The organism is Stenotrophomonas sp. STEN225 (assembly GCF_056756445.1).
Genome location: NZ_JBRRBV010000016.1, coordinates 70162 through 91823, shown reverse-complemented (window position 1 = coordinate 91823; position 21662 = coordinate 70162). Strand labels below are relative to the sequence as shown.

Here is a 21662-nt window from a genome sequence, read left to right as displayed (position 1 = left end):
ACTAGCCGGAGAACCTATCGAATGTCCGACACGGCACTGTTGCGCATCGGCATCCTGGCCGCCGGCCTGCTGTTGATCGCCGCGATCTTCCTGTTTGGCCGTCCGAAGAAGAAGCCCCAGGGCCGCCGCGTGGAAGGCACCGAACCGACCAGCAGCGAGCGCCGCGAACCGGTCCTGGGCGAGGACGGCGTACCGTTGGCCGATACCCGCCTCGATCCGGCACTGGGCGAAGAGGGTCAACAGGCCGAGCTGGGCCTGGCCGACACCGAAGCCGGCGCGGCCAGCGACCTGGGCAAGCGCGCCACCCAGGATTTCGACAAGATCGTCTCGCTGTTCGTGGCCGCGCGGGCCGGCGAGCAGCTGCGGGGCGAGGACATCGTCGTGGCGGCCGAGAAAACCGGTCTGGTGTTCGGCCACATGAACGTGTTCCATCGTCTGGTGGAGGGCCATCCGGAACGGGGGCCGATCTTCTCGATGGCCAGCATCATGAAGCCGGGCAGTTTCGACATGGCCAACATCCGTGCCATGGAGACACCGGCCATCGCCTTCTTCCTGACCCTGCCGGCGCCGCTGACCGCGCTCGATGCCTGGGAGAAGATGCTGCCGACCGTGCAGCGCATGGCCGAGCTGCTGGATGGCGTGGTGCTGGACGACAGCCGCAACGCGCTCGGCCGCCAGCGCATCGCCCACATCCGTGACGAGCTGCGTGCCTATGACCGCCAGCACCAGGCGCCGCCCCTGACCAAGACCCCGCGCTGGTAAGCGCGGTCATCCCGGGTATGCCGACCCACGGTCGGCACCCACCACCACAGCAGATCCATCGCCTGCGTGGATGAAGTCAGGAAGGCACCCCGGCGACCTGGGCGAACGCGGCGCGGAACGCTGCCATCTCCTCCTCGGTGCCAACGGTCACACGGACGCGCTGCGGCCAGATCGGCCAGCTGCGACCGATCACCACACCCTGTGCGGCCATCGCCCTGGCAAAGGCGGCACCGTCGCGCTGGACGTCCACCACGAAACAGTTCGCTTCCGACGGCAGGCAGCTGAAGCCACGCTTGCCCAGCCAGGCGATGGTCGCCTGCCGGATCTTCGCGTTCTGCAGACGGCGCTGCGGAACCAGCTGCGGATCGTGCAGGCTGGCCAGAGCGGCCGCCAGCGCCGGCACCGGCAACAGGTTGTCGCCGAGGCTGCCCAGCTCGCGCAGGCGATCGGGATGGGCCGCTGCCGCGCCCAGGCGCAGTCCGGCCATGCCATACAGCTTGGAGAAGGTGCGCAGCACGATCAGGTCATCGCGCTCGGCCACCTGCGCGATCAGGCTCGGCTGGTCGCTGTACTGCAGGTACGCTTCGTCCACCAGCACCCGGGTTCCGGCGGGCTTGCTGGCCAGCAGCCAGGCGAGCTCGGCGGGCGGGCTGATCGAACCCGTGGGGTTGTTGGGGTTGCACACATACATCAGCCCGGTCGGGCGCGCGTGCGCGGCAGCCACCATCGCGCGCACATCGTGCGCGCCGTCGCTGCGCAGAGGCACTCGGCTGACCTGTGCGCCCCGCGCGGCGGCCACGTCGCCAATCGCCTCGAAGGTCGGATCAGCCACGACCAGGCCCTGCTGCGGGCCGGTCCAGATTGCGGCGGCACGGTTCAGGGGCTCGCTGGAGCCCGGGTACAGGCGCAGGTGATCGGCACTGACGCCGCTGAGTTCGACGAATGCATCACGGACCTGCGCCGCCAGCTCGAAGCGGTAGCGGCCGCAGCGCGCGATGCTGTCGCGAGCGGCCGATTGCGCAGCGGCGGAAGGCCCATACGGGCATTCATTGAAGTTCAGCAGCACCGGCCCATCGGCGCGCGGCGACGCGGGAGCCGCAGCCGGGGCGGTTTGCGCGTATCCCAGGCCCGGCAGGCCACTGCCGGCGACGGCGAGGCCGGCACCGGCCAGCTGCAGGAAGCGACGACGGGAGGCAGGCAGGGTCATGGGCAGGTTTCCGGAGGGCGGCCGACGCACGCTAGCGCTGCCGGTGGAGGGCGGCAAGCCCGTCTTTCGCGGAGCGGGGCCCGGCGCTGCCGGGGCGGGGACGTTACAGGGCATGATGGCCCGGCGCGGTAGAATCCCCAGCCGCCCCAGAATCACCGATCACGATGAGCCCCAGCCCCGCCGAACGCGTCGATGAACTCCGCCGGCAGATCGCCCAGGCCAACCGCGCCTATCACGAGCTGGATGCGCCGGAGATCCCCGACGTCGATTACGACCGGCTGGTGCGCGAGCTGGAAGCACTGGAACGCGCGCACCCCGAACTGGCCCGCACGGACAGCCCGACCCAGCAGGTCGGCGCGCGTCCCTCCGGGCGTTTCGCTGAAGTCCGCCACGCGGTGCCGATGCTGTCGTTGTCCAATGCCTTCAGCGATGAGGAGGTGACCGACTTCGTGCGCCGCATCGACGAACGCCTGCGACGCGGTGCCGCGCGCTTTTCGGCGGAGCCGAAGATGGACGGGCTGGCGATCAGCCTGCGCTACGAGGATGGACATTTCGTTCTGGGTGCGACCCGCGGCGATGGCACGACCGGCGAAGACGTGACGGCCAACCTGCGCGAGATCGGCGACATCCCCCGGCGTCTGCACGGCAAGGGCTGGCCGGACGTGCTGGAAGTGCGCGGTGAGGTCTACATGGCCCGTGCCGACTTTGAAGCCTACAACGATCGCGCGCGGCTGCATGGCGGCAAGGTACTGGCCAACCCGCGCAATGCGGCGGCCGGGTCGCTGCGCCAGCTCGACCCGAAGATCAGCGCACAGCGCAAGCTCAGCTTCTTCGCCTACGGCACCGGAGAAGTGCAGGGCGGCGAACTGCCCGATACCCATTCGGGCACGCTCGCGCAGCTGGGTGCCTGGGGCTTCCCGGTCAGCGATCTGTGCAGGGTGGTGGAAGGCGCCGATGGATTGCTGGCCTACTACCGCGATATCGGCGCACGCCGCGATGGCCTGCCCTTCGACATCGATGGCGTGGTCTACAAGCTGGACGACCGCGCTGGCCAGCAGGCGATGGGTTTCGTCTCGCGCGCACCGCGCTGGGCCATCGCGCACAAGTTCCCGGCGCAGGAACAGAGCACCACGCTGGAAGCGATCGAGATCCAGATCGGCCGCACCGGCGCTGCCACTCCGGTCGCGCGCCTGGCGCCGGTCGCCGTGGCCGGCGTGATCGTCTCCAACGCAACCCTGCACAATGCGGACCAGATCGAGCGCCTGGACGTGCGGGTGGGTGACAGCGTGATCGTGCGCCGTGCCGGCGACGTGATTCCCGAAGTGGTCAGCGTCATCCTCGACCGCCGGCCGCCGGGCACCACGCCGTGGCAGATGCCCACGCGCTGCCCGGTCTGTGGCTCGGAGATCGTGCGCGAAGAGGGCGCGGCCGCGTGGCGCTGCTCCGGTGAGTTGTCGTGCCCGGCGCAGCGCAAGGAGGCCATCGCCCATTTCGCTTCACGTCGCGCGATGGATATCGATGGCCTGGGTGACAAGTACATCGAAACCCTGGTGGATGCCGGCATCGTCAAGGGCGTGGCGGACCTGTACCGGCTCACCCGCGACCAGCTGCTGCACCTGAAGCTGGTGCTCGACGCGGAAGATCCGTCCGCGCTGGCCGCCAGCCTGGCGCCGCACCTGCCGGCCGAAGGCAGCGGCACGGTGCTCAATGCCGTGCTCAGGCTCGATGGCAACGATGTGGCCTGGCGCGCGAAGGCACTGGCGCAGCCGGCCAGCTTCGAGTGGAACACGAAGAAGATCGCGACCCGCTGGGCCGACAACCTGATCGCCGCGATCGACACCAGTCGTGCCACCACGCTGGAACGGCTGTTGTTCGCGCTGGGCATCGAACATGTCGGCGAAAGCACGGCCAAGGCGTTGGCGCAGTGGTTCGGTGATCTGGCCTTGATCCGACGTCTGCCCTGGCCACTGTTCAAGCGCGTGCCGGACATCGGTGGCGAAGTGGCACGTTCGCTCGGTCACTTCTTCGAGCAGCAGGGTAACCAGCAGGCCATCGACGATCTGCTGCAGGTCGGCCAGGTGCGCATCAGCGACGTGCATCCGCCCAGTGCGAAGCTGCGTGAGGGGCTGGACCTGGCTCAGCTGCTGGTGGAATCGGAGATCCCCGGCATCACCCGCCTGCGCGCGGAAAAGCTGGTGGCGGTGCTGCCCAGCGCGCAGGCCGTGCTCGATGCCGAGCATGGCCAGTTCGTCAATGCCGGATTGCCCGAGGACACCGCGCGCGGCCTTGCCCAGTGGCTGGAAGCGGACAGCCATGGCGTGATGCTGCTGGCTGCCGAGGAGGCGATGCAGCAGATCCTGGCCAAGGCGCCCGCGCTGACCGAAATCGTCGCCGGTCCGCTCGACGGGCAGACCGTGGTCCTGACCGGCACCTTGGCCCAGCTCACCCGCGATGTGGCCAAGGAGCGACTGGAGGCGCTGGGAGCCAAGGTGTCCGGCAGCGTGTCGAAGAAAACCCACTTCGTGGTGGCGGGTACCGAAGCCGGCTCCAAGCTGGACAAGGCGCAGGCCCTGGGAGTGCCGGTGTGGGACGAAGCGCGTCTGCTGGCCTTCCTCGCCGACCACGAATGATCACCCTGCCGGGCGTGACATGCGCCCGGCCCGAAACAGCAAAGGATTCCCGATGCAGACTGCCCCGCTGGACTTCCGCCTGGCCACCCGCGCCGACGAGGAACTGCTGATCTCGCTGATGCGCGCGTTCTACGCCGAGGACAGGATCGAGTTCGACGACGTGCGCGTGCGCCGCGGTGTCGATGCACTGCTGGCCGATCCGCGCAACGGCGAAGTACTGCTGTGGCTGGACGAAGCCGGTCAGGTGGTCGGCTATGCGGTGATCGCGATGGGCTTCAGCCTGGAGCAGGGCGGGCATTTCATGCTGCTTGACGAGCTCTATCTGGGGCCGCGGGCGCGCGGCCGTGGCCGGGGCAAGCAGGCGCTGGCCATCTGCGAACAGCGTGCGCGCGGACGCGGGGTCAGCCGCCTGCGCCTGGAGGTGAACCACCACAACGAACTGGCGCGTCGGCTGTACCTGGCCAGTGGCTACATCGATGACACCCGCGACCTGCTGACCCTGCCGCTGGATCACCCGCGCCCGGAGGGCATCCTGTGAGCGACGCCCTGCGGCGCAAACTGCAGCAGCGTGCCGCGCTGAACGCGCTGGTGCGCCGCTTCTTCGCAGAGCGTGACGTGCTGGAGGTGGAGACACCGATCCTGTCGGTGGCCGGTAATACCGAGCCCAACATCGACAGCTTCCATACCGACTTCAGCGGCCATGTCGACGCCGGTGGCCGCCGTCGCTGGCTGCGTACCTCGCCGGAGTACCCGCTCAAGCGGCTGCTGGCCGCCGGAGTGGGCGACTGCTACGAACTGGGGCGGGTGTTCCGCAACGGCGAGGCCGGCGGGCGCCATAACCCGGAGTTCACCCTGCTGGAGTGGTACCGGGTTGGCTGGGACCATCACCGGCTGGTGCAGGAAACCGCGGAGCTGGTCCGCCTGGCGCTGGGCCTGGTTGGACGCAGCGCCAGCCTGCGTGTGCTGAGCTACCGCGAGCTGTTCCAGCAGCAGGTGGGCGTGGATCCGTTCCAGACCGATGAGGCCGGGCTGCGCGCTGCGCTGGGTGACGTGCATATCGACCCGGTCGGGCTGACCCGCGACGACTGGCTGGATCTGCTGATGACCCATCGCATCCAACCGCATTTCGATGACGCGGTCATGACCGTTGTCCACGACTGGCCGGCGAGCCAGGCAGCACTGGCCCGCATCCGCCCTGGTACGCCGCCGCTGGCCGAGCGGTTCGAGCTGTACCTGGGGGCCGTGGAGCTGGCCAATGGCTATCACGAACTGAACGATGCCGACGAACAACGGGCGCGTTTCCAGCACGACCTGCAGCGCCGTCATGCGCGCGGGCAGGTGCAGCCGGCGCTGGACGAGGCACTGCTGGCGGCGTTGCCTGCCATGCCCGCGTGTGCGGGTGTCGCGGTCGGCATCGATCGCCTGTTGATGGCGATGAACCGCACGCCCCGCATCGCCGACGTGCTGGCCTTCGATTTCGCCGACGCCTGAGCGCACGCGGCTTTCTGAACCAGACAGACTGAACGGATTGCCGCGTCCGCGCGCTTGATTCAGCAAGCACGATGATGCTCTCATCACTCCCGATGCCAGACACTGGCACGGCAGTTCGTCCAGTCCTATGGGGAAGGCTTTGGTCAAGTGGTTTGCGGTTGTGGCGGCACCGGTCTACTCCATTGCGATGTGGGGAGTGCTGACGCCGTTGCCGGCATCGGCGCAGCAGGCCGGCTATGACGGCGAAGTCGTCACCTGCGAGTCACGCGACATGGCCTGGGTGCACTGCGATATCGATGTCAGCAACGGCGTCGATCTGGTTCGCCAGTTGTCCAGCAACAGCTGTATCCGTGGCAGCGAATGGGGCACCGACCGCAGCGGCGTGTGGGTCACGCTCGGCTGCCGTGCCGAGTTCCGGGCGCGCCCGGCGCAGGGAGTGGCTGCGGCTGAGCCAGGCAGCAAGCGCAAGGTGCGCCGCGTGGTCCGCTGTGAATCCAATGGCCGTCCGCAGAGTTGTCCGGTGCGTCTGGACGGCGCACCGGTGCGCCTGCTGCGGCAGCTGTCGGTGCTGCCATGCCGGGAAGGGCAGGGCTGGGGTTACAAGCGCAACGAGGTGTGGACCAGCCGAGGCTGCCAGGGTGATTTCGAGGTGGCCGATGAGGATGGCCGTTTCGTCGACGTGCCGCGCCGGTTGACCTGCGAATCAAAATCGAAGAAGCGCCGTTTCTGCGGCGCCAGCATCTCCGTCGGTGCCGCGGTGCGACAGCAGCTGTCCAGCACAGAGTGCGTGGAGGGCAGCACCTGGGGCTGGAGCCGCAACGGCATCTGGGTGGACGGCGGTTGCCGCGCCGAATTCTCGGTGAATTGAATCCGGCCGGGTGCCTGCGCGAGGGGGCGTGGCCCTACAATGGGCCCATGAACACTGCCACCGACCTCGATTACGCCCGCTACGACCACATCCGCCCGATCCTGTGGACCGGCGATGCCCTGCAACTGCTGGACCAGCGCAAGCTGCCGTTCGTGGTCGAGCATGTGGTATGCCGGGACAGCGATGAAGTCGCCGCGGCCATCCACGCCCTGACCGTACGTGGCGCCCCGGCCATCGGCATCGCGGCTGCCTGGGGCGTGGTGCTGGCGGCGCGTGAGGTGCAGGCTGCCGATGGCCCGCTCGCCCTGCAGCAGCTTGAGCCGGCGCTGCAGCGGCTGAACGCCTCACGCCCGACCGCCGTCAACCTGGCCTGGGCACTGGCGCGGATGCGTCGTTGCCTGGGCAGCGCCGGTGCGGACTGGAAGACGCTGCTTGAAGCGGAAGCGCGGGCCATCGCCGAGGAAGACCTGGCCGCCAACCGCCACATGGGGGCGCTCGGCGCCGGCCTGATCGATGCCGGCAGCGGCGTGCTGACCCACTGCAATACCGGCTCGCTGGCCACCGCCGGCTTCGGCACCGCGCTGGGCGTGATCCGCGCCGGCATGGCCCAGCACCGGATCGCCCGCGTATTCGCCGGCGAGACCCGGCCGTGGCTGCAGGGCGCGCGCCTGACCGTCTGGGAACTGCAGCAGGATGGCATCGACGCCACCCTGATCGCCGATTCGGCCGCCTCGCACCTGATGAAGACCGGGGCCGTGCAGTGGGTGATCGTCGGCGCCGACCGCATCTGCGCCAATGGCGATACCGCCAACAAGATCGGCACCTACCAGCTGGCCATCGCCGCGCGCCACCATGGCGTGAAATTCATGGTCGTGGCGCCGTCCTCGACGGTCGACATGGAGACCGTCGACGGCAGCCAGATCGAGATCGAACAGCGCGATCCGGGCGAGCTGTACGGCGTGGGCGGGACGCGCACGGTGGCCGAAGGCATCGCCGCCTGGAACCCGGTGTTCGACGTCACCCCGGGCGAGCTGATCGACGCCATCGTGACCGAGCGCGGCGTGATCCTGAACCCGACCGTGGAGAACATGCGCGCCGCCTTCGGCGGTTGAGACGCACAGGCGGTCTGCGCCGCGGGAGCCGGGCGCATCTTCCGGGTTCGCCGCGGCCGGCCCCGGGCGTGGCCCGATGGGCCCCGTCCTGCCCCTAAGTTCCTGATTTGTGCCGGTAAAACCCCTGTAAACACAGGCGGGGAATGGTCCGATGTGGTAGTATCCACAGGTTGAATCGAGGTTCCGGCATGGTCACCCCCGCAGGTGTCCGCGCCGGACTGGACCGCTACCAGACAACGGAACCCGAATGGCAGAAACCGCCAAGGAAATCATCCAGGTCAACCTGGAAGACGAGATGCGCAAGAGCTACCTCGATTACGCCATGAGCGTGATCGTGGGCCGCGCGCTCCCGGATGCGCGCGATGGCCTCAAGCCGGTGCATCGCCGCGTGCTGTACGCGATGAACGAGCTCAACGCGCACAGCAACAAGCCCTACTTCAAGTCGGCGCGTATCGTCGGTGACGTCATCGGTAAGTACCATCCGCATGGCGATCAGTCGGTGTACGACACGCTGGTGCGCCTGGCCCAGCCGTTCTCGCTGCGTTACATGCTGGTCGACGGCCAGGGTAACTTCGGTTCGATCGACGGTGACTCCGCCGCGGCGATGCGATACACCGAAGCGCGCATGTCGCGCCTCGCGCATGAGCTGATGGCCGACATCGACAAGGAAACCGTCGATTTCCAGCCCAACTACGACGAGAAGGAACTGGAGCCGACGGTCATGCCGACCCGGTTCCCGAACCTGCTGGTCAACGGTTCGGCCGGTATCGCGGTGGGCATGGCGACCAACATCCCGCCGCACAACCTGAGCGAATCGATCAATGCCTGCATCGCGCTGATCGACAACCCGGAAATCGACGTCGACGGCCTGATGGAGTACATCCCGGGCCCGGATTTCCCGACTGCGGGCATCATCAACGGCACCGCCGGCATCGTCGCCGGCTACCGTACCGGCCGTGGCCGCGTGCGCATCCGCGCCAAGGCGGATATCGAAGTGGCCGACAACGGCCGCGAATCGATCATCGTCACTGAAATTCCTTACCAGGTGAACAAGGCGCGTCTGATCGAGAAGATCGCCGAGCTGGTCAAGGAAAAGAAGATCGAAGGCATCAGCGAGCTGCGCGATGAGTCCGACAAGGACGGCATGCGCATCTACATCGAGATCAAGCGCGGTGAATCTGCCGAGGTTGTGCTGAACAACCTGTACCAGCAGACGCAGATGGAATCGGTGTTCGGCATCAACATGGTGGCGCTGGTCGACGGCCGCCCGCAGTTGATGAACCTCAAGCAGATGCTGGAGGCATTCGTCCGCCACCGTCGCGAGGTGGTCACCCGCCGCACCGTGTTCGAGCTGCGCAAGGCGCGTGCCCGTGCCCACGTGCTGGAAGGCCTGACCGTCGCGCTGGCCAACATCGACGAGATGATCGAGCTGATCAAGACCTCGCCCAATCCCAACGAGGCGCGCGAACGCATGCTCGCCCGCCTGTGGGAGCCGGGCCTGGTCGGGGCCATGCTGGGTGCTGCCGGTGCCGAGGCCTCGCGCCCGGAGGACCTGCCCAAGGGCGTGGGCCTGATCGAGGGCGGCTACCAGCTGACCGAGATCCAGGCCACCCAGATCCTGGAAATGCGCCTGCACCGCCTGACCGGGCTGGAGCAGGATCGCCTGACCGACGAGTACAAGCAGCTGCTGGAAGTGATCGCCGGTCTGATCCACATCCTGGAAGATCCCGATCGCCTGCTGCAGGTGATCCGCGAGGAGCTGGTCAGCGTCAAGGCCGAGTTCGGCGACGAGCGTCGCACCGAGATCCGCCACAGCGAAGAAGACCTGGACATCCTCGACCTGATCGCCCCGGAAGACGTGGTGGTCACCCTGTCGCACGCCGGCTACGTCAAGCGCCAGCCGGTCAGCGCCTACCGCGCCCAGCGTCGTGGCGGCCGTGGCCGCAGCGCGGCGGCGACCAAGGAAGAGGATTTCATCGAACAGCTGTGGCTGGTCAACACGCACGACACCCTGTTGACCTTCACCAGTTCGGGCAAGGTGTTCTGGCTGCCGGTGTACCAGCTGCCCGAAGCCGGCTCCAACGCACGCGGCCGGCCGATCATCAACTGGATTCCGCTGGAACCGGGTGAGCGCGTACAGGCCGTGTTGCCGGTGCGCGAATACGCCGATGGCCAGTTCGTGTTCTTCGCCACGAAGAACGGCACGGTCAAGAAGACCCCGCTGGGCGAATTCGCCTTCCGTCTGGCCCGCGGCAAGATCGCGATCAACCTTGACGAGGGCGATGCGCTGGTTGGCGTCGGCCTGACCGATGGCGAGCGTGACATCCTGCTGTTCGCCTCCAACGGCAAGACCGTGCGTTTCGGCGAGGACAAGGTCCGCTCGATGGGCCGTACCGCCACCGGCGTGCGCGGCATCAGGATGCCGCCCGGCGAGGAAGTAGTCAGCCTGATCGTGGCCGAGAGTGCCGGTGGTGCCGAGGACGAGAACGAGGACGACAACGGTATCGAGGAAGCGGTCGCCAATGGCGATGCGGTGATCGACGGTGCCGACGACGCCAACCTGCAGTACATCCTCACCGCCACCGAGAATGGTTACGGCAAGCGCACCCCGCTGCCGGACTATCCGCGCAAGGGGCGTGGTACCCAGGGCGTGATCGGCATCCAGACCACCGAGCGCAACGGCAAGCTGGTCGCCGCGGTGCTGATGGGCTCCAGCGATGAAGTGCTGCTGATCTCCGATGGCGGCACGCTGGTGCGCACGCGCGGTTCGGAAATCAGCCGCGTGGGCCGCAACACCCAGGGCGTCACCCTGATCCGCCTGTCCAAGGACGAGAAGCTGCAGGCGGTGGAGCGCATGGATGCCTCGATCGACGAGGACGAGGACGAGGTGGCCGCGGTCGCCCCGGCCACGGCCGAAGGCGCCCCGGCTGCCACCGGCAGCGAGGATGCCGCGCAGGAGTGATCCGGTCGCGCTGACGAGGTACCCGACGACGCCGGCCCCGTGCCGGCGTCGTCGTATGCGGGAGCATGGAATACGCACGCGCTTCACGGCGGCGGTGGGATAAGGGCAGCATGCTGCTCCCGGAGATCGACGATGTCCGCCACGCCGCAGTCCGCGCCGGCGCCCGTGCGCCGCCACCCCCTGGTCACGGTCCTGTCGCTGCTGCTGGTCATCCTGGGCCTGGTGATCGGCGGGCTGGGTGCATGGCTGTTCCAGCTGGGGGGCTCGGCCTATTACCTCATCGCCGGCTGTGGCCTGCTGGCCAGCGGCATTCTGCTGTGGCTCAACCGTCGCAGCGGTGCGCTGCTGTACGCGCTGGTGTTCGTCGGCACGCTGCTGTGGACGGGGTGGGAATCGGGCAGCGATTACTGGCGCTGGGTGCCACGGCTGGGGCTGGTCACCGCGCTGGGCATCGTTCTGGCGCTGCTGACGCCGACGTTGCGCGCGCCGCTGTCCAAACGGCTGTCGTGCAGCATCGCCGCCGTGTTGCTGCTGGTGTTCGTCGGCGCGTTTGCCCTGGCGTTCAGTCCGCACGGCAGCGTGGACGGCCATGCGCCGTTCCCGGAAGCAGCCTTCAGCGCAGGCCTGGAGCCGACCCGCGACACCACCGGCCTGCAGCCGGCCGACCAGCCCGCCGAGGGTGACTGGCCCGCCTGGGGCCGCAGCAACGCCGCCACCCGCTTCTCGCCGCTGCAGCAGATCACGCCCGCCAACGTGGCTACCCTGCAACTGGCTTGGCAGTTCCGCACCGGCGACCTGCCGAAGAGGCGCTGGGGGGCCGAGACCACGCCGTTGAAGATCGGCGAGCGGCTGTACTTGTGCACGGCACGCAACCGCCTGATCGCCCTCGAGGCCAGCACCGGCAAGGCGCTGTGGCAGTTCGATCCAAAGGTGAAGGACGCCTCCATTCCGTACACCGCCGCCTGCCGTGGGGTGTCCTACTACGAGCAGCCCGCCGTGCCGGTGTTCGCCGATGCGGCATTGGCGGATGTGGCTGCCGATCTCGCCTTGCCCCTGCCACCTCCCAGCGTTCGACCGGGCGCGGCGGCGGGCGCGCGGCCTGCCTGCTGGGCGCGCGTCATCGAAGGCACGCTGGACGGACGCATCATCGCAGTGGATGCCGACAGCGGTCGGCCGTGCGTCAATTTCGGCAACAACGGCCAGATCGACATCACCCTCGACATGGGCGAGGTGCCGCCGGGCTATGTCTCGATCACCTCGCCGCCGGCCATCGTGCGCGGCGTGATCGTCACCGGTCACCAGGTGCTGGACGGGCAGCGCCGTGACGCGCCTTCCGGCGTGATCCAGGCCTATGACGCGATCACCGGCAAGCTGCGCTGGGCGTGGGACATGGAGCGGCCCGAGCGCACCGGTCCGCCACCCCGCGAGCAGGTCTATACCCGGGGTACGCCGAACATGTGGACCACCGCCACCGGCGATGAACAACTGGGCCTGGTCTACCTGCCGTTGGGCAATGCCGCCGGCGACTACTGGAGCGGCTCGCGCAGCGAGCAACAGAACCGCTATGCCACCTCGCTGGTGGCACTCGACGTGGCCACCGGCAAGCCGGTCTGGCATTTCCAGGCCGTACGCAAGGATGTCTGGGACTACGACCTCGGTTCGCAGGCCAGCCTGATCGATTTTCCGACCGCGGCAGGCAAGGTGCCCGCGATCCTGCTGCCGACCAAGCAGGGTGACCTGTACATCCTCGACCGGCGCAACGGCCGGCTGCTGACACCTGCCGAAGAGCGCAGGGTTCCGCAGGGCGGCGTGGAACCGGAGCAGCGCTCACCGACGCAGCTGTTCTCGCTCTATCACACCCTGCGGCGCGAGCAGCCGCTGACCGAGCGTGACATGTGGGGCATCACGCCGATCGATCAGCTGGTCTGCCGCATCCAGTTCCGCAGGGCGCACTACCAGGGCTTCTACACGCCGCCCACCAGTGATCGCCATTCCATCGAGTATCCCGGTTACAACGGTGGCTCGGACTGGGGTGGCGTGGCCATCGATACCCGCCGGGGCGTGATCGTGGCCAACTACAACGACATGCCCAACTACAATCGGCTGGTACCGCGTGCCGAGGCCGACCGGCGGGGATGGCTGCCGCGTGAGCAGATCCGCGCCGACCGCGGCGCTGGCGAAGGGGCAGGCGACCCGCAGATGGGTACGCCGTATGCCATCGACGTCAATGCAGGATGGCGGCTGCCATTGACCGGCCTGTCGTGCAAACAGCCGCCGTATGGCGGCATCCGCGCGATCGATCTGCGCACGGGCACGCTGCTGTGGGACCGGCCGTTCGGAAGCGCGCGCGGCAACGGCCCGTTCGGCATCCGCTCCGGCCTGCCGATCGAGATCGGAACGCCCAACAATGGCGGTGCGGTGATCACTGCCAGCGGTCTGGTGTTCATCGCCGCCGCGACCGACGATCTGCTGCGCGCGATCGATCTGAAGACGGGCCGGGAACTGTGGCATGCCAGGCTGCCTGCCGGGGGCCAGGCCACCCCGATGATCTACGAGCAGGGGGGACGCCAGTACGTGGTGATCGTCGCGGCAGGCCATCACTTCATGGAGACCCGTCCCGGCGATTACGTGATGGCGTTTGCCCTGCCCGAACATTGAGCATCGTTCGCGGCGGGGCCTGTCCGCCGATTCCCGGAAGCGGCCATTTCCCACCCGATGACGTGGTGTCCACCGATGCAGTAGCGGTGTGCCGGCGGGCACGCTGTTGCGCATGCCCAGCCTGTCGAACCCTGTCAGCCGCGAGCCCATCATGGGCAATGTCCATCTGCTCACGTTGACCTGCTGCAATCGGCAGCGCCTGTTCGAGAACGCGGCGCATGCGGATGTCGCGATGCAGCTGTTGGGTGCGATGGACCGCGAGGGGCTGACCACCTCGCTGGCCTGGCTTGTCATGCCCGACCACGTGCGATGGCTGGCGCAGCCGCGTGGCCATCCACCCGGATACTGCGTACAGCGCTTCAAGGCGCGCAGCAGCTTCCTGATCAACCGCCATCGCGGCCGCAACGGAGCGGTCTGGCAGGCCGGCTATTTCGATCAGGTGATCGACAATGATGCTTCGTTGCCTGTGCGGGCCCGGCAGGTGCTGGCTTACCCGGTCAGTGCGGGGCTGGCCAGGCAGGTGGGCGAGTATCCCCATGGCTGGTGTCGCTGGCCGCTGCAGGACGCCGCGATTGCGCGGTAGTGGCGGGCTGCCGTGTTACTGCGGCACCCGTACCATCCTCGTCATCAAGTGTTCGACCACACCCGCCGGGTTGGCTGTGCGGCCCACATGCGTGCTGGACATCTGCACGATCGAGCTGCGTTTGGCGGTGAGGAAATGGAAGCGTGCGCGTGCCGGAAGCTGCGCGATGGGGCCGGCGGTGGCATCGCCGCGGCAGATGGCCACGATGGCATCCAGCCACGGTTGCAGCGCCTGCTGGTCCAGCGCCGGTGCGAACGCCTGCAGGCGTGCCGGGTCGATCTCGATGGCCGCTTCCAGATGACGCGCACCGGGACAGGACACGATCACCCCGACGTTGATGAATTCCTCGCGCTCCACCCGCGGTACAACGCGGATGACCGCATAGTCATACGTGTGCAGCGTGGGCACGGATGGCCTCCTGCACGAACACCGCACGCACCTTCAGGCGATGCTTGAGATAGTCGATGTAGCCCTGGCGGTAGGCCTGAGGGCTGTCGAACGCTGGCTCGTTGACCAGCCAGCTGTCTGGCACGAGGCCGACGATCCGCTCGATCTCGGCATCGGTCAGGCGAGCCGCCAGCTCGGCATCCACCTCGGCGATGCGGCTGGCGAACGACAGCAGCACGTGGTCGCGGATCAGCACGAACGGCCTTTCGCACGCATCGCCGGCGTTGGCCCAGTCGTGGTGGAAATACATCGCTGCACCGTGGTCGATCAGGTACAGCTGGCGGTGCCACACCATCAGGTTCGGGTTGCGCGTGGTGCGATCGACATTGCTGGTGAATGCATCGAACCAGACGATGCGCGACGCCAGGTCGGCGTCCACCGGCATGGCCGCCGGGTCGTAGTTGATCGCGCCGGGCAGGTAATCCAGGCCCAGGTTAAGGCCCTCGCTGGCGCGGATCAGTTCCTGGATCTCCGGATCCGGTTCGGTACGCGCGAACTCGCTGTCCAGTTCGACGAACAGCAGTTCGGGAATCGGCAGGCCCAGGGTACGGGCCATTTCACCTGCGATCAGTTCGGCGATCAGGGCCTTGGGCCCCTGGCCCGCACCCCGGAACTTGAGTACGGCCATGCCGTCGTCGTCGGTCTCGACCACGGCCGGCAGGGAGCCGCCCTCCCGCAGGGGCGTAATGTAACGAAGAGCATTCACGGTGCGCATGCGCGCATTCTAGCGTGGCACACGGTGCTGCATCGCATGCGCCGCAGAGCACACGCCGCGCATGCCGACGCAACGCAGGCAATGCTGAATGCACGCTGCGCAATGTGCCGCGCTTCACACGATCCTCCGGACGGCGCGGGCAACATGCTGTCCATGGCGTTCGCGGAAACGCCGCGCGGATCCTGCTCCACGATGTCTCCACCAGATGCGGAGGTACAGGGATGAGCGACCAACTGAATGCGGCACTGCCGCCTCTGGATGATGCCAAGGCCGAAGAAATGATCGGCAAGGTAGTGCTGGTGGGCGTCACCCGTTACGGCGGTGACGGGCAGGTTCAAGGGCTGGAGCAGTATGCCGGCACGGTGCTGCGCATCAGCGCGTTCGAAGGCGTGGTGCTTGCCGACGAGAACGATGGCCACGAGCGCTACCTGCCGCCCATGCTCGACCAGTACCTGCCAGCCCAGCCGGGCGAGTACTGCATGCGCTCCAACGGGATGATCGTGGTGGACCCGGACTATCTGGCCACCTGGGACCTGCACGCCCGGCAGTAGTGACCCGGCCTGCGCTTTGCCTTATCCGGTGACTAGCCCATCCGGCCCATTGAACGCGGGCCGGGCGGTGCTAGATTCGGCGCATGCCCGCTTCGCGGGCAGCCCGACACTACCAGGGGATAAGGATGCTCATCCGTCGTACCTCTCTGGCGGCTGCCATTGCCGTCGTTGCCGTCACGCTGTTGTCTGCAGGCCCGGCATGGGCCGACTATGCCAAGCCGCCGGAGCATCTGCTGAAGGTGCTGAAGGCACCGCCGCCGCCAATGCCGAACGTCGACCCCAGTGGCCAGCGTCTGTTGCTGACCACCGCGCAGACCTATCCGTCGATCAGCCGGGTGGCGCAGCCCTACCTGAAACTGGCCGGCGTGCGCCTGGAGCCGAAGAACCGCAGCCGCCATGACACGCCCGGAGGCTATGGCATACCGGCCTGCGTGGCCGACTTCACCCTGGTCGAGATCGGCAGCGGCAAGCAGACCCGGGTCAACCTGCCGCAGGGCTGTGCCGGTGGCGCGCTGTGGTCGGCCGACGGCAGCCACTTCGCGTTCCAGAACGCGGTCGAGACCAGCGTGCAGCTGTGGGTGGGCGATGCCGCCACCGGTCAGGTCAAGCAGGTACCGAACGTCCAGCTGAACCCGATTTTCGGCAGCACCGTGCAGTGGCTGGGTGGCAGCCAGACACTGCTGGTGAAACTGGTACCGGCCAACCAGGGGCCGGCGCCGTCCGATGGCGGCGTGCCGACCGGACCCGATGCACAGGAGTCGCTCGGCAGCAGTGGCGAGAGCAGCACCTATGAGGCACGCGACACGCTGACCAGCGTGCATGATGAAGCGTTGTTCGCCTACTACGGGGCCTCGCAGCTGGCGGTGGTGGATACCGCGGCGGGCACCGTGCGAACGGTCGGCCAGCCGGCTATCTACAACGATGTCAGTGCGGCGCCAGACGGCGTGCATGTGCTGACCGAGTCGATCAAGCCACCGTTCTCGCATGCGGTTACCTACCAGCGCTTCGCCAACGACGTCGCGGTACTGGATGTCAGCAGTGGGCGCACGACCACCATCGCCCGCCTGCCGTTGGCAGACCGCGTGCCGGTGCACGGCGTGCCGGAGGGGCCGCGCGGTTTCGACTGGCGCTCCACCGATCCGGCGACGCTGGTGTATGCCGAAGCACTGGACAAGGGCGACTGGAAAGTGAGTGTGCCGCACCGTGACCGCGTGCTCATGCTCAAGGCGCCGTTCACCGGCAAGCCGGTGGAGATCGCGCGTACCGCGCAGCGCTTCGAAGGCATTGCCTGGACGGCGGACCCGGCCGTGTCGTTCCAGTTCGAGAATGACGAGAACCGGCACTGGGTGCAGACCCGCATCGTCGATGTGGACAAGCCCCGGCAGGAGGGCCGCCTGTTGTGGGACATGTCCAGCGACGAGCTGTACGGCGATCCGGGCAACCTGGTGTTCAAGCGCCTGCCCAATGGCGCACCGGTGGTGCGGCAGGAAGGGACGTACGTGTTCCTGCGTGGGCAGGGCGCTTCGCCGCAGGGGGATCGCCCGTTCCTGGACCGTCTGGACCTGGCCACACTGAAGAGTGAGCGCCTGTTCCGCAGCGATGCCGATGCCTACGAGCAGTTCCTGGGCTTCAGCAATACGCCCGGCCGCTACCTGACGTGGCACCAGTCGGTGATGGACCCGCCGAACGCCTTCCTGCGCCAGCAGGGCGATGCTGTGGCGGACGCCAAGCAGGGCGAGGCGCAGTACACCTCCACCGCGACGGCCCTGACGAAGCTGGTCGATCCCACGCCTGAAGTGCGGCAGATCAAGAAGCAGCTGGTGACCTACAAGCGCGCCGACGGCGTGGATCTGTCGTTCACCCTGTACACGCCGCCCGGCTACCGGGAAGGCCAGCGCGTGCCGGCCATCCTCTACGCCTATCCGGCAGACTTCGCCAATGCCGCGCAGGCCGGGCAGGTCTCCGGTTCGCAGCAGACGTTCACCCGCCTGCAGCCGTACCGCCTGATGCTGCTGGCCGGCTACGCGATCATCGACAATGCCTCGTTCCCGATTGTCGGTGATCCCAGGAACGCCTACGACACCTACCTGGAGCAGTTGGAAGCCGATGCCAAGGCGGCCGTGGACAAGGCCGTCGACATGGGCGTGGTGGATCGCAACCGGATCGGCGTGACCGGCCACAGCCACGGCGGCCTGATGACCGCGAACCTGATCGCGCATACCACCCTGTTCAAGGCGGGCGTGGCGACCAGCGGCTCCTACAACAAGACCTTCACTCCGTTCGGATTCCAGAACGAGCGGCGTTCGGTCTGGCAGGCACAGGATGTCTACCTGAAGGCATCGCCGTTCTTCTACGCCGACAAGATCAAGCTGCCGCTGCTGCTGGTGCATGGCGAGGACGATGCCAATCCGGGTACCGAGCCGTTCCAGTCGCGCAAGCTGTACCAGGCGATCCGTGGCAACGGCGGCACCACCCGCCTGGTGATGCTGCCGAACGAGCCGCACTGGTATACGGCGCTGGAGTCGAACGAGCAGCTGGTGGCGGAGATGCTCAACTGGTTCGACACCTACGTGAAGAACGCCAAGTGAGGAATGGAAAGGCCGCCCTCGGGCGGCCTTCCTGCATCCTGTGGAGCCGAGCCATGGTCGGCTGCTGTGGTACAGAGCCGGGGAAGTCACATGAAGGCATGGATGTTGGCGCTCGCTCCGCTGTTGGTTTCTCCTGTGGCCATGGCGGTCCAGCGGCCGATGAGCGTGCACGTCACGTACGACTGGTCTGGCTGGGGTTCCGTATCTGAGCGCTGGGTCATCCGGCGCGATGCCTACGGCGTGACCACCCGTGTACAGGTGGTTGACGCGCCCGACGTGCAACCGCGGGTGCCGGAGCTGCTGCCGTTCGGCGCGATGTCAGCGTTCGAGGCTGCGCTGCAGGCAGCGCCGTTGACCCGCGACGCCACGGTGGATCTGATCGCTTCGCGGCTGGACCGGTCCACCATGCTGACGCTGGATCCACAGCTGCGCAGCACGCCGCCGGCCAGATGCTCGTTCGCCCAGCAGCAGGCCTGGGCACGCCGGGCGGTGGCCGGGCAAGGTCTGCAGGAGCGCGTTGCAGCGCATTTCCGCGGCCTCTGGACTGACGACCATCCCAGCATGACCGTGGTCGTAAGCCGTCCGGGCCGCCCGGAAACCGTGCTGGTGTCCACATCCCAGTACGCGATGATGCTGCCATGGAAGCGCGTGTCATCGACGAACTTCGACCAGTACGTTCTGGCAGGCGCGCAGGAGCAGTGGCGTCCGGCGTTGAGCGATGCACTGATGGCGCTGCTGCCTGCGGGGGAACCCAGCCGCGAACGTTTCAGGATCAGCTGGTTGCAGAACAGATTACGAGACGACATTGCCCAGGAGGCGCTGCGTTGCGGGGCGCTGCGCAAGGAAACCGCAGATTGATCATCCACGGATGCTCTGCGATCAACGGTGCAGACTCGACAGCGACAGGTCGATCGCGGTGCGGCCGGACAGGCGCCCCAGCAGGGAAGTTGTCCGTGGAGAGCGCTGCCTGGGCATCCGCGCTCACGCCAGTGGCAGGCGGTCCTGCGCGTGCGAAAGGCGATCATGCAGGTCGCGCACATGCTCGGCCCTGGCATGTACCCGGGTGGTGTCGCCGAAGCTGCGCAGATAGGCGCAGGCAGCGAAGCCGTCACTCTTGCTTTCATACTCCGCGATCCAGGCCAGTCGGTCCGGATTGTCGGCCTGCTCGGCCGACCACGCGGCGGCGGGCGGGCGGATGCGGTACTTCAGGCCGACACGCCATGGTTTGGGTGTCAGCCGGGCCCGGAAGCAGTGCTGCAGCCGGCACATGCGCGCGTACAGCGTGTCGGTGCCCAGTGCGTTGAAGAACGCCTGCAGCGCCTCGTCGCCGGGGGAGAACGTGGCATGCATGGCCAGTATCCGCAGCCCGGCCGGCGTCCGGTACGCGCGCAGATGCCAGTCCGGGTGCTGCCTGCTGAAGTCCGCAACCCGCTGCAGGGCCACGCCCTCGGCGCCACCGGCAGCGGCCAGGCGACGCCTGCGTTGCATCAGCATCGCGGTATTCACCAGAGCCACGGCTGCCACGCCCAGTACCAGCCCCACCAGCCAGTGCCAGAGCAGGGTGCCGATGAGGGCGACGGCGGGCAGCAGGGCTGCCGTGATGACGACGGGCATCACACATCCTGCCGGTGGTTGCGGGTGGTCAATGTCGGCGAACAGGACGTCCGGAGTGTTCAGGCACAGCGCACCGTAGCTGTTGCGGGTGATCACCACGCCGCCATCGCGCTGCACGATCTGCTCGCGGATCGGCACGCCTTCCACGCCGTAGTTGCTGCGGACCTCGCGGCGCGGCAGTGCCTGCCCGGCGAGGATGGCATTGAGCGCTTCGTTGGCCCGGCGCTCGGCGTGGCCCTGAGCGTCGGCAGGGCTTGTGTCGGACCATCCGAAGCGACGCACGACCACCGGCCGGCCGCGGAAACGGGCCTGCAGGCGGGCTTCGGCCCAGTACGCGGGAACGATCATCATCGTGCGGTGCGCCATCATCCATGGCAGATGCCGAGGTGAGTCTGGCACAGGGGCGTAACGGCCGCACCCGCCTGCTGCGGCGAAGGGGACGCAGTGATAGATTGCCTGCCTGGCATTGTCTCCACCAAGGACGGATCGATGTTCGTTTCCCTGCGTGGCCTGCTTGCCCTGGCGCTGGCCGGGACGGCCGGCGTGGCCCATGGTGCAGCGCCCGGGCCCGAGATCCTGATTTCCGACGCCAGCCGCTTCTATGCACTTTACGACACAACCGATGGCCAGCCCAGCGTCGCCCAGTTGGCGCAGTACCTGGCCGAAGGGACGCCCAGCCTGGGCGAGTTCGCGAGCCGGCGACGGGTCACCGCCGAGCGCATCGCCGACGCCATGCGTCGCGACCCTGCGATGTACGCCAACGGCCGGACCTGTCTGGTTGAACTGCCTGCGGTACGCCAGCGGCTGGTGCAGGTGTTCGCCAATCTGCAGGCGATCTATCCGCAGGCGAGGTTTCCACCGGTCGCGATCATGGTCGGGCGCGGCCGCCCGGTCGGGCTGACCCATCCGGGAGGCGTGCTGATCGGGCTGGAAGCCCTTTGCGCGGCTGACTTCATGAACCCCAATGTGCAGGACCGCTTCGTGCATGTGATCGCGCACGAGTACGTGCACATCCAGCAGACCGGTGCGATCGATTTCGAGCAGGGTGATCCGCGTGCGACGGTGCTGCGCCTGTCACTGGCCGAAGGCGTGGCCGAGTTCATCACCGAACTGGTTTCCGGCAACGTCGGCAACGGACGCCACGCGGCATGGACGCGGGGCAGGGAAGTGCACATCGAAAGTGCATTCGCGCTGGACCTGGACAGTACCGATCTGTCGCCCTGGCTGTACAACTACACGCCCGGTTCCGACGCGCCCTACGATCTGGGCTACTGGGTGGGCTACCGCATCGCCAAGGCGTACTACCTGCAGGCCAGGGACAAGCGCGAAGCGGTACGCGCCCTGATCGAACAGGACGATCCGAAGGCGATCCTGGCGGCCAGTGGCTGGACGCCGGGCATGTGGATGCCGGCGAAGGTGACTGGCGTGGCCGCGCGCGCTGCGGCACGCTGAGTGCGGAACAGAACGCTACGGG

Annotated in this window: 17 protein-coding genes; 13 read left to right on the top strand and 4 right to left on the bottom strand. The window is 67.5% G+C overall.

Features of this window, described 5'->3' with window-relative positions:
- Nucleotides 1–21: 21 nt before the first annotated feature.
- Entirely contained in the window at nucleotides 22–762 is a 741-nt protein-coding gene (zipA, locus tag ACVOJ1_RS15295; protein ID WP_053515456.1) for a cell division protein ZipA, read from the top strand.
- Between the two features lie 76 nt (nucleotides 763–838).
- Here zipA and ACVOJ1_RS15290 read toward each other — a convergent pair whose 3' ends face one another.
- A complete protein-coding gene (locus tag ACVOJ1_RS15290) occupies nucleotides 839–1969 on the bottom strand; it encodes a pyridoxal phosphate-dependent aminotransferase (RefSeq protein ID WP_346480607.1) in 1131 nt (376 codons plus the stop codon).
- Nucleotides 1970–2127: 158 nt separating this feature from the next.
- Here ACVOJ1_RS15290 and ligA point away from each other — a divergent pair, with 158 nt between their 5' ends.
- From ligA to ACVOJ1_RS15250, 8 genes are all read left to right on the top strand, one after another.
- A complete protein-coding gene (ligA, locus tag ACVOJ1_RS15285; protein WP_346480611.1) occupies nucleotides 2128–4599 on the top strand; it encodes an NAD-dependent DNA ligase LigA in 2472 nt (823 codons plus the stop codon).
- 52 nt (nucleotides 4600–4651) lie between these two features.
- Nucleotides 4652–5137: a GNAT family N-acetyltransferase gene (locus ACVOJ1_RS15280; RefSeq protein WP_053515463.1), complete on the top strand. Its 486-nt coding sequence runs from the start codon at nucleotides 4652–4654 to the stop codon at nucleotides 5135–5137.
- Nucleotides 5134–6090, top strand: coding sequence for an EF-P lysine aminoacylase EpmA (gene epmA, locus ACVOJ1_RS15275; protein WP_065176043.1), 957 nt, complete (start codon nucleotides 5134–5136; stop codon nucleotides 6088–6090). Before ACVOJ1_RS15280 ends, epmA begins: the two co-directional genes overlap by 4 nt.
- Nucleotides 6091–6229: 139 nt before the next feature.
- Nucleotides 6230–6958, top strand: coding sequence for a DUF3011 domain-containing protein (locus ACVOJ1_RS15270; RefSeq protein ID WP_080375199.1), 729 nt, complete (start codon nucleotides 6230–6232; stop codon nucleotides 6956–6958).
- A gap of 47 nt (nucleotides 6959–7005) precedes the next feature.
- Nucleotides 7006–8070 (top strand): S-methyl-5-thioribose-1-phosphate isomerase, encoded by a 1065-nt coding sequence (gene mtnA / locus ACVOJ1_RS15265; protein WP_065176042.1) that lies wholly within the window; start codon nucleotides 7006–7008, stop codon nucleotides 8068–8070.
- Nucleotides 8071–8317: 247 nt separating this feature from the next.
- Nucleotides 8318–11032, top strand: a complete 2715-nt coding sequence (gene gyrA, locus ACVOJ1_RS15260) for a DNA gyrase subunit A (RefSeq protein ID WP_065182897.1) — start codon at nucleotides 8318–8320, stop codon at nucleotides 11030–11032.
- 132 nt (nucleotides 11033–11164) lie between these two features.
- Nucleotides 11165–13690: a membrane-bound PQQ-dependent dehydrogenase, glucose/quinate/shikimate family gene (locus ACVOJ1_RS15255; protein ID WP_346480606.1), complete on the top strand. Its 2526-nt coding sequence runs from the start codon at nucleotides 11165–11167 to the stop codon at nucleotides 13688–13690.
- 112 nt (nucleotides 13691–13802) lie between these two features.
- Entirely contained in the window at nucleotides 13803–14273 is a 471-nt protein-coding gene (locus ACVOJ1_RS15250; RefSeq protein ID WP_346480605.1) for an REP-associated tyrosine transposase, read from the top strand.
- Between the two features lie 15 nt (nucleotides 14274–14288).
- Here the strand turns inward: ACVOJ1_RS15250 and ACVOJ1_RS15245 are convergent, their stop codons facing one another.
- Together ACVOJ1_RS15245 and ACVOJ1_RS15240 are read right to left on the bottom strand one after the other, a co-directional pair.
- Entirely contained in the window at nucleotides 14289–14681 is a 393-nt protein-coding gene (locus tag ACVOJ1_RS15245; RefSeq protein WP_065176040.1) for a DUF3037 domain-containing protein, read from the bottom strand.
- The gene (locus ACVOJ1_RS15240; protein WP_053515477.1) at nucleotides 14659–15435 is read right to left on the bottom strand and encodes a HipA family kinase; all 777 of its coding nucleotides are present in this window, start codon (nucleotides 15433–15435) and stop codon (nucleotides 14659–14661) included. Before ACVOJ1_RS15240 ends, ACVOJ1_RS15245 begins: the two co-directional genes overlap by 23 nt.
- A gap of 221 nt (nucleotides 15436–15656) precedes the next feature.
- Between ACVOJ1_RS15240 and ACVOJ1_RS15235 the strand changes: the two genes are divergently transcribed.
- The 3 genes from ACVOJ1_RS15235 to ACVOJ1_RS15225 all read left to right on the top strand — a co-directional run bounded on the left by ACVOJ1_RS15235 (nucleotide 15657) and on the right by ACVOJ1_RS15225 (nucleotide 19432).
- Nucleotides 15657–15986, top strand: a complete 330-nt coding sequence (locus ACVOJ1_RS15235) for a hypothetical protein (RefSeq protein ID WP_065176039.1) — start codon at nucleotides 15657–15659, stop codon at nucleotides 15984–15986.
- A 125-nt stretch (nucleotides 15987–16111) separates the two neighbouring features.
- Nucleotides 16112–18574 (top strand): S9 family peptidase, encoded by a 2463-nt coding sequence (locus tag ACVOJ1_RS15230; protein ID WP_111186139.1) that lies wholly within the window; start codon nucleotides 16112–16114, stop codon nucleotides 18572–18574.
- 102 nt (nucleotides 18575–18676) lie between these two features.
- Nucleotides 18677–19432, top strand: a complete 756-nt coding sequence (locus ACVOJ1_RS15225; protein ID WP_346480604.1) for a hypothetical protein — start codon at nucleotides 18677–18679, stop codon at nucleotides 19430–19432.
- Between the two features lie 123 nt (nucleotides 19433–19555).
- On the opposite strand, the gene ACVOJ1_RS15220 is transcribed toward ACVOJ1_RS15225, so the two are convergent.
- A complete protein-coding gene (locus tag ACVOJ1_RS15220; protein WP_346480603.1) occupies nucleotides 19556–20539 on the bottom strand; it encodes a hypothetical protein in 984 nt (327 codons plus the stop codon).
- 138 nt (nucleotides 20540–20677) lie between these two features.
- Here ACVOJ1_RS15220 and ACVOJ1_RS15215 point away from each other — a divergent pair, with 138 nt between their 5' ends.
- Nucleotides 20678–21640: a DUF2268 domain-containing putative Zn-dependent protease gene (locus ACVOJ1_RS15215; protein ID WP_322523144.1), complete on the top strand. Its 963-nt coding sequence runs from the start codon at nucleotides 20678–20680 to the stop codon at nucleotides 21638–21640.
- The last annotated feature ends 22 nt before the right edge of the window (nucleotides 21641–21662 follow it).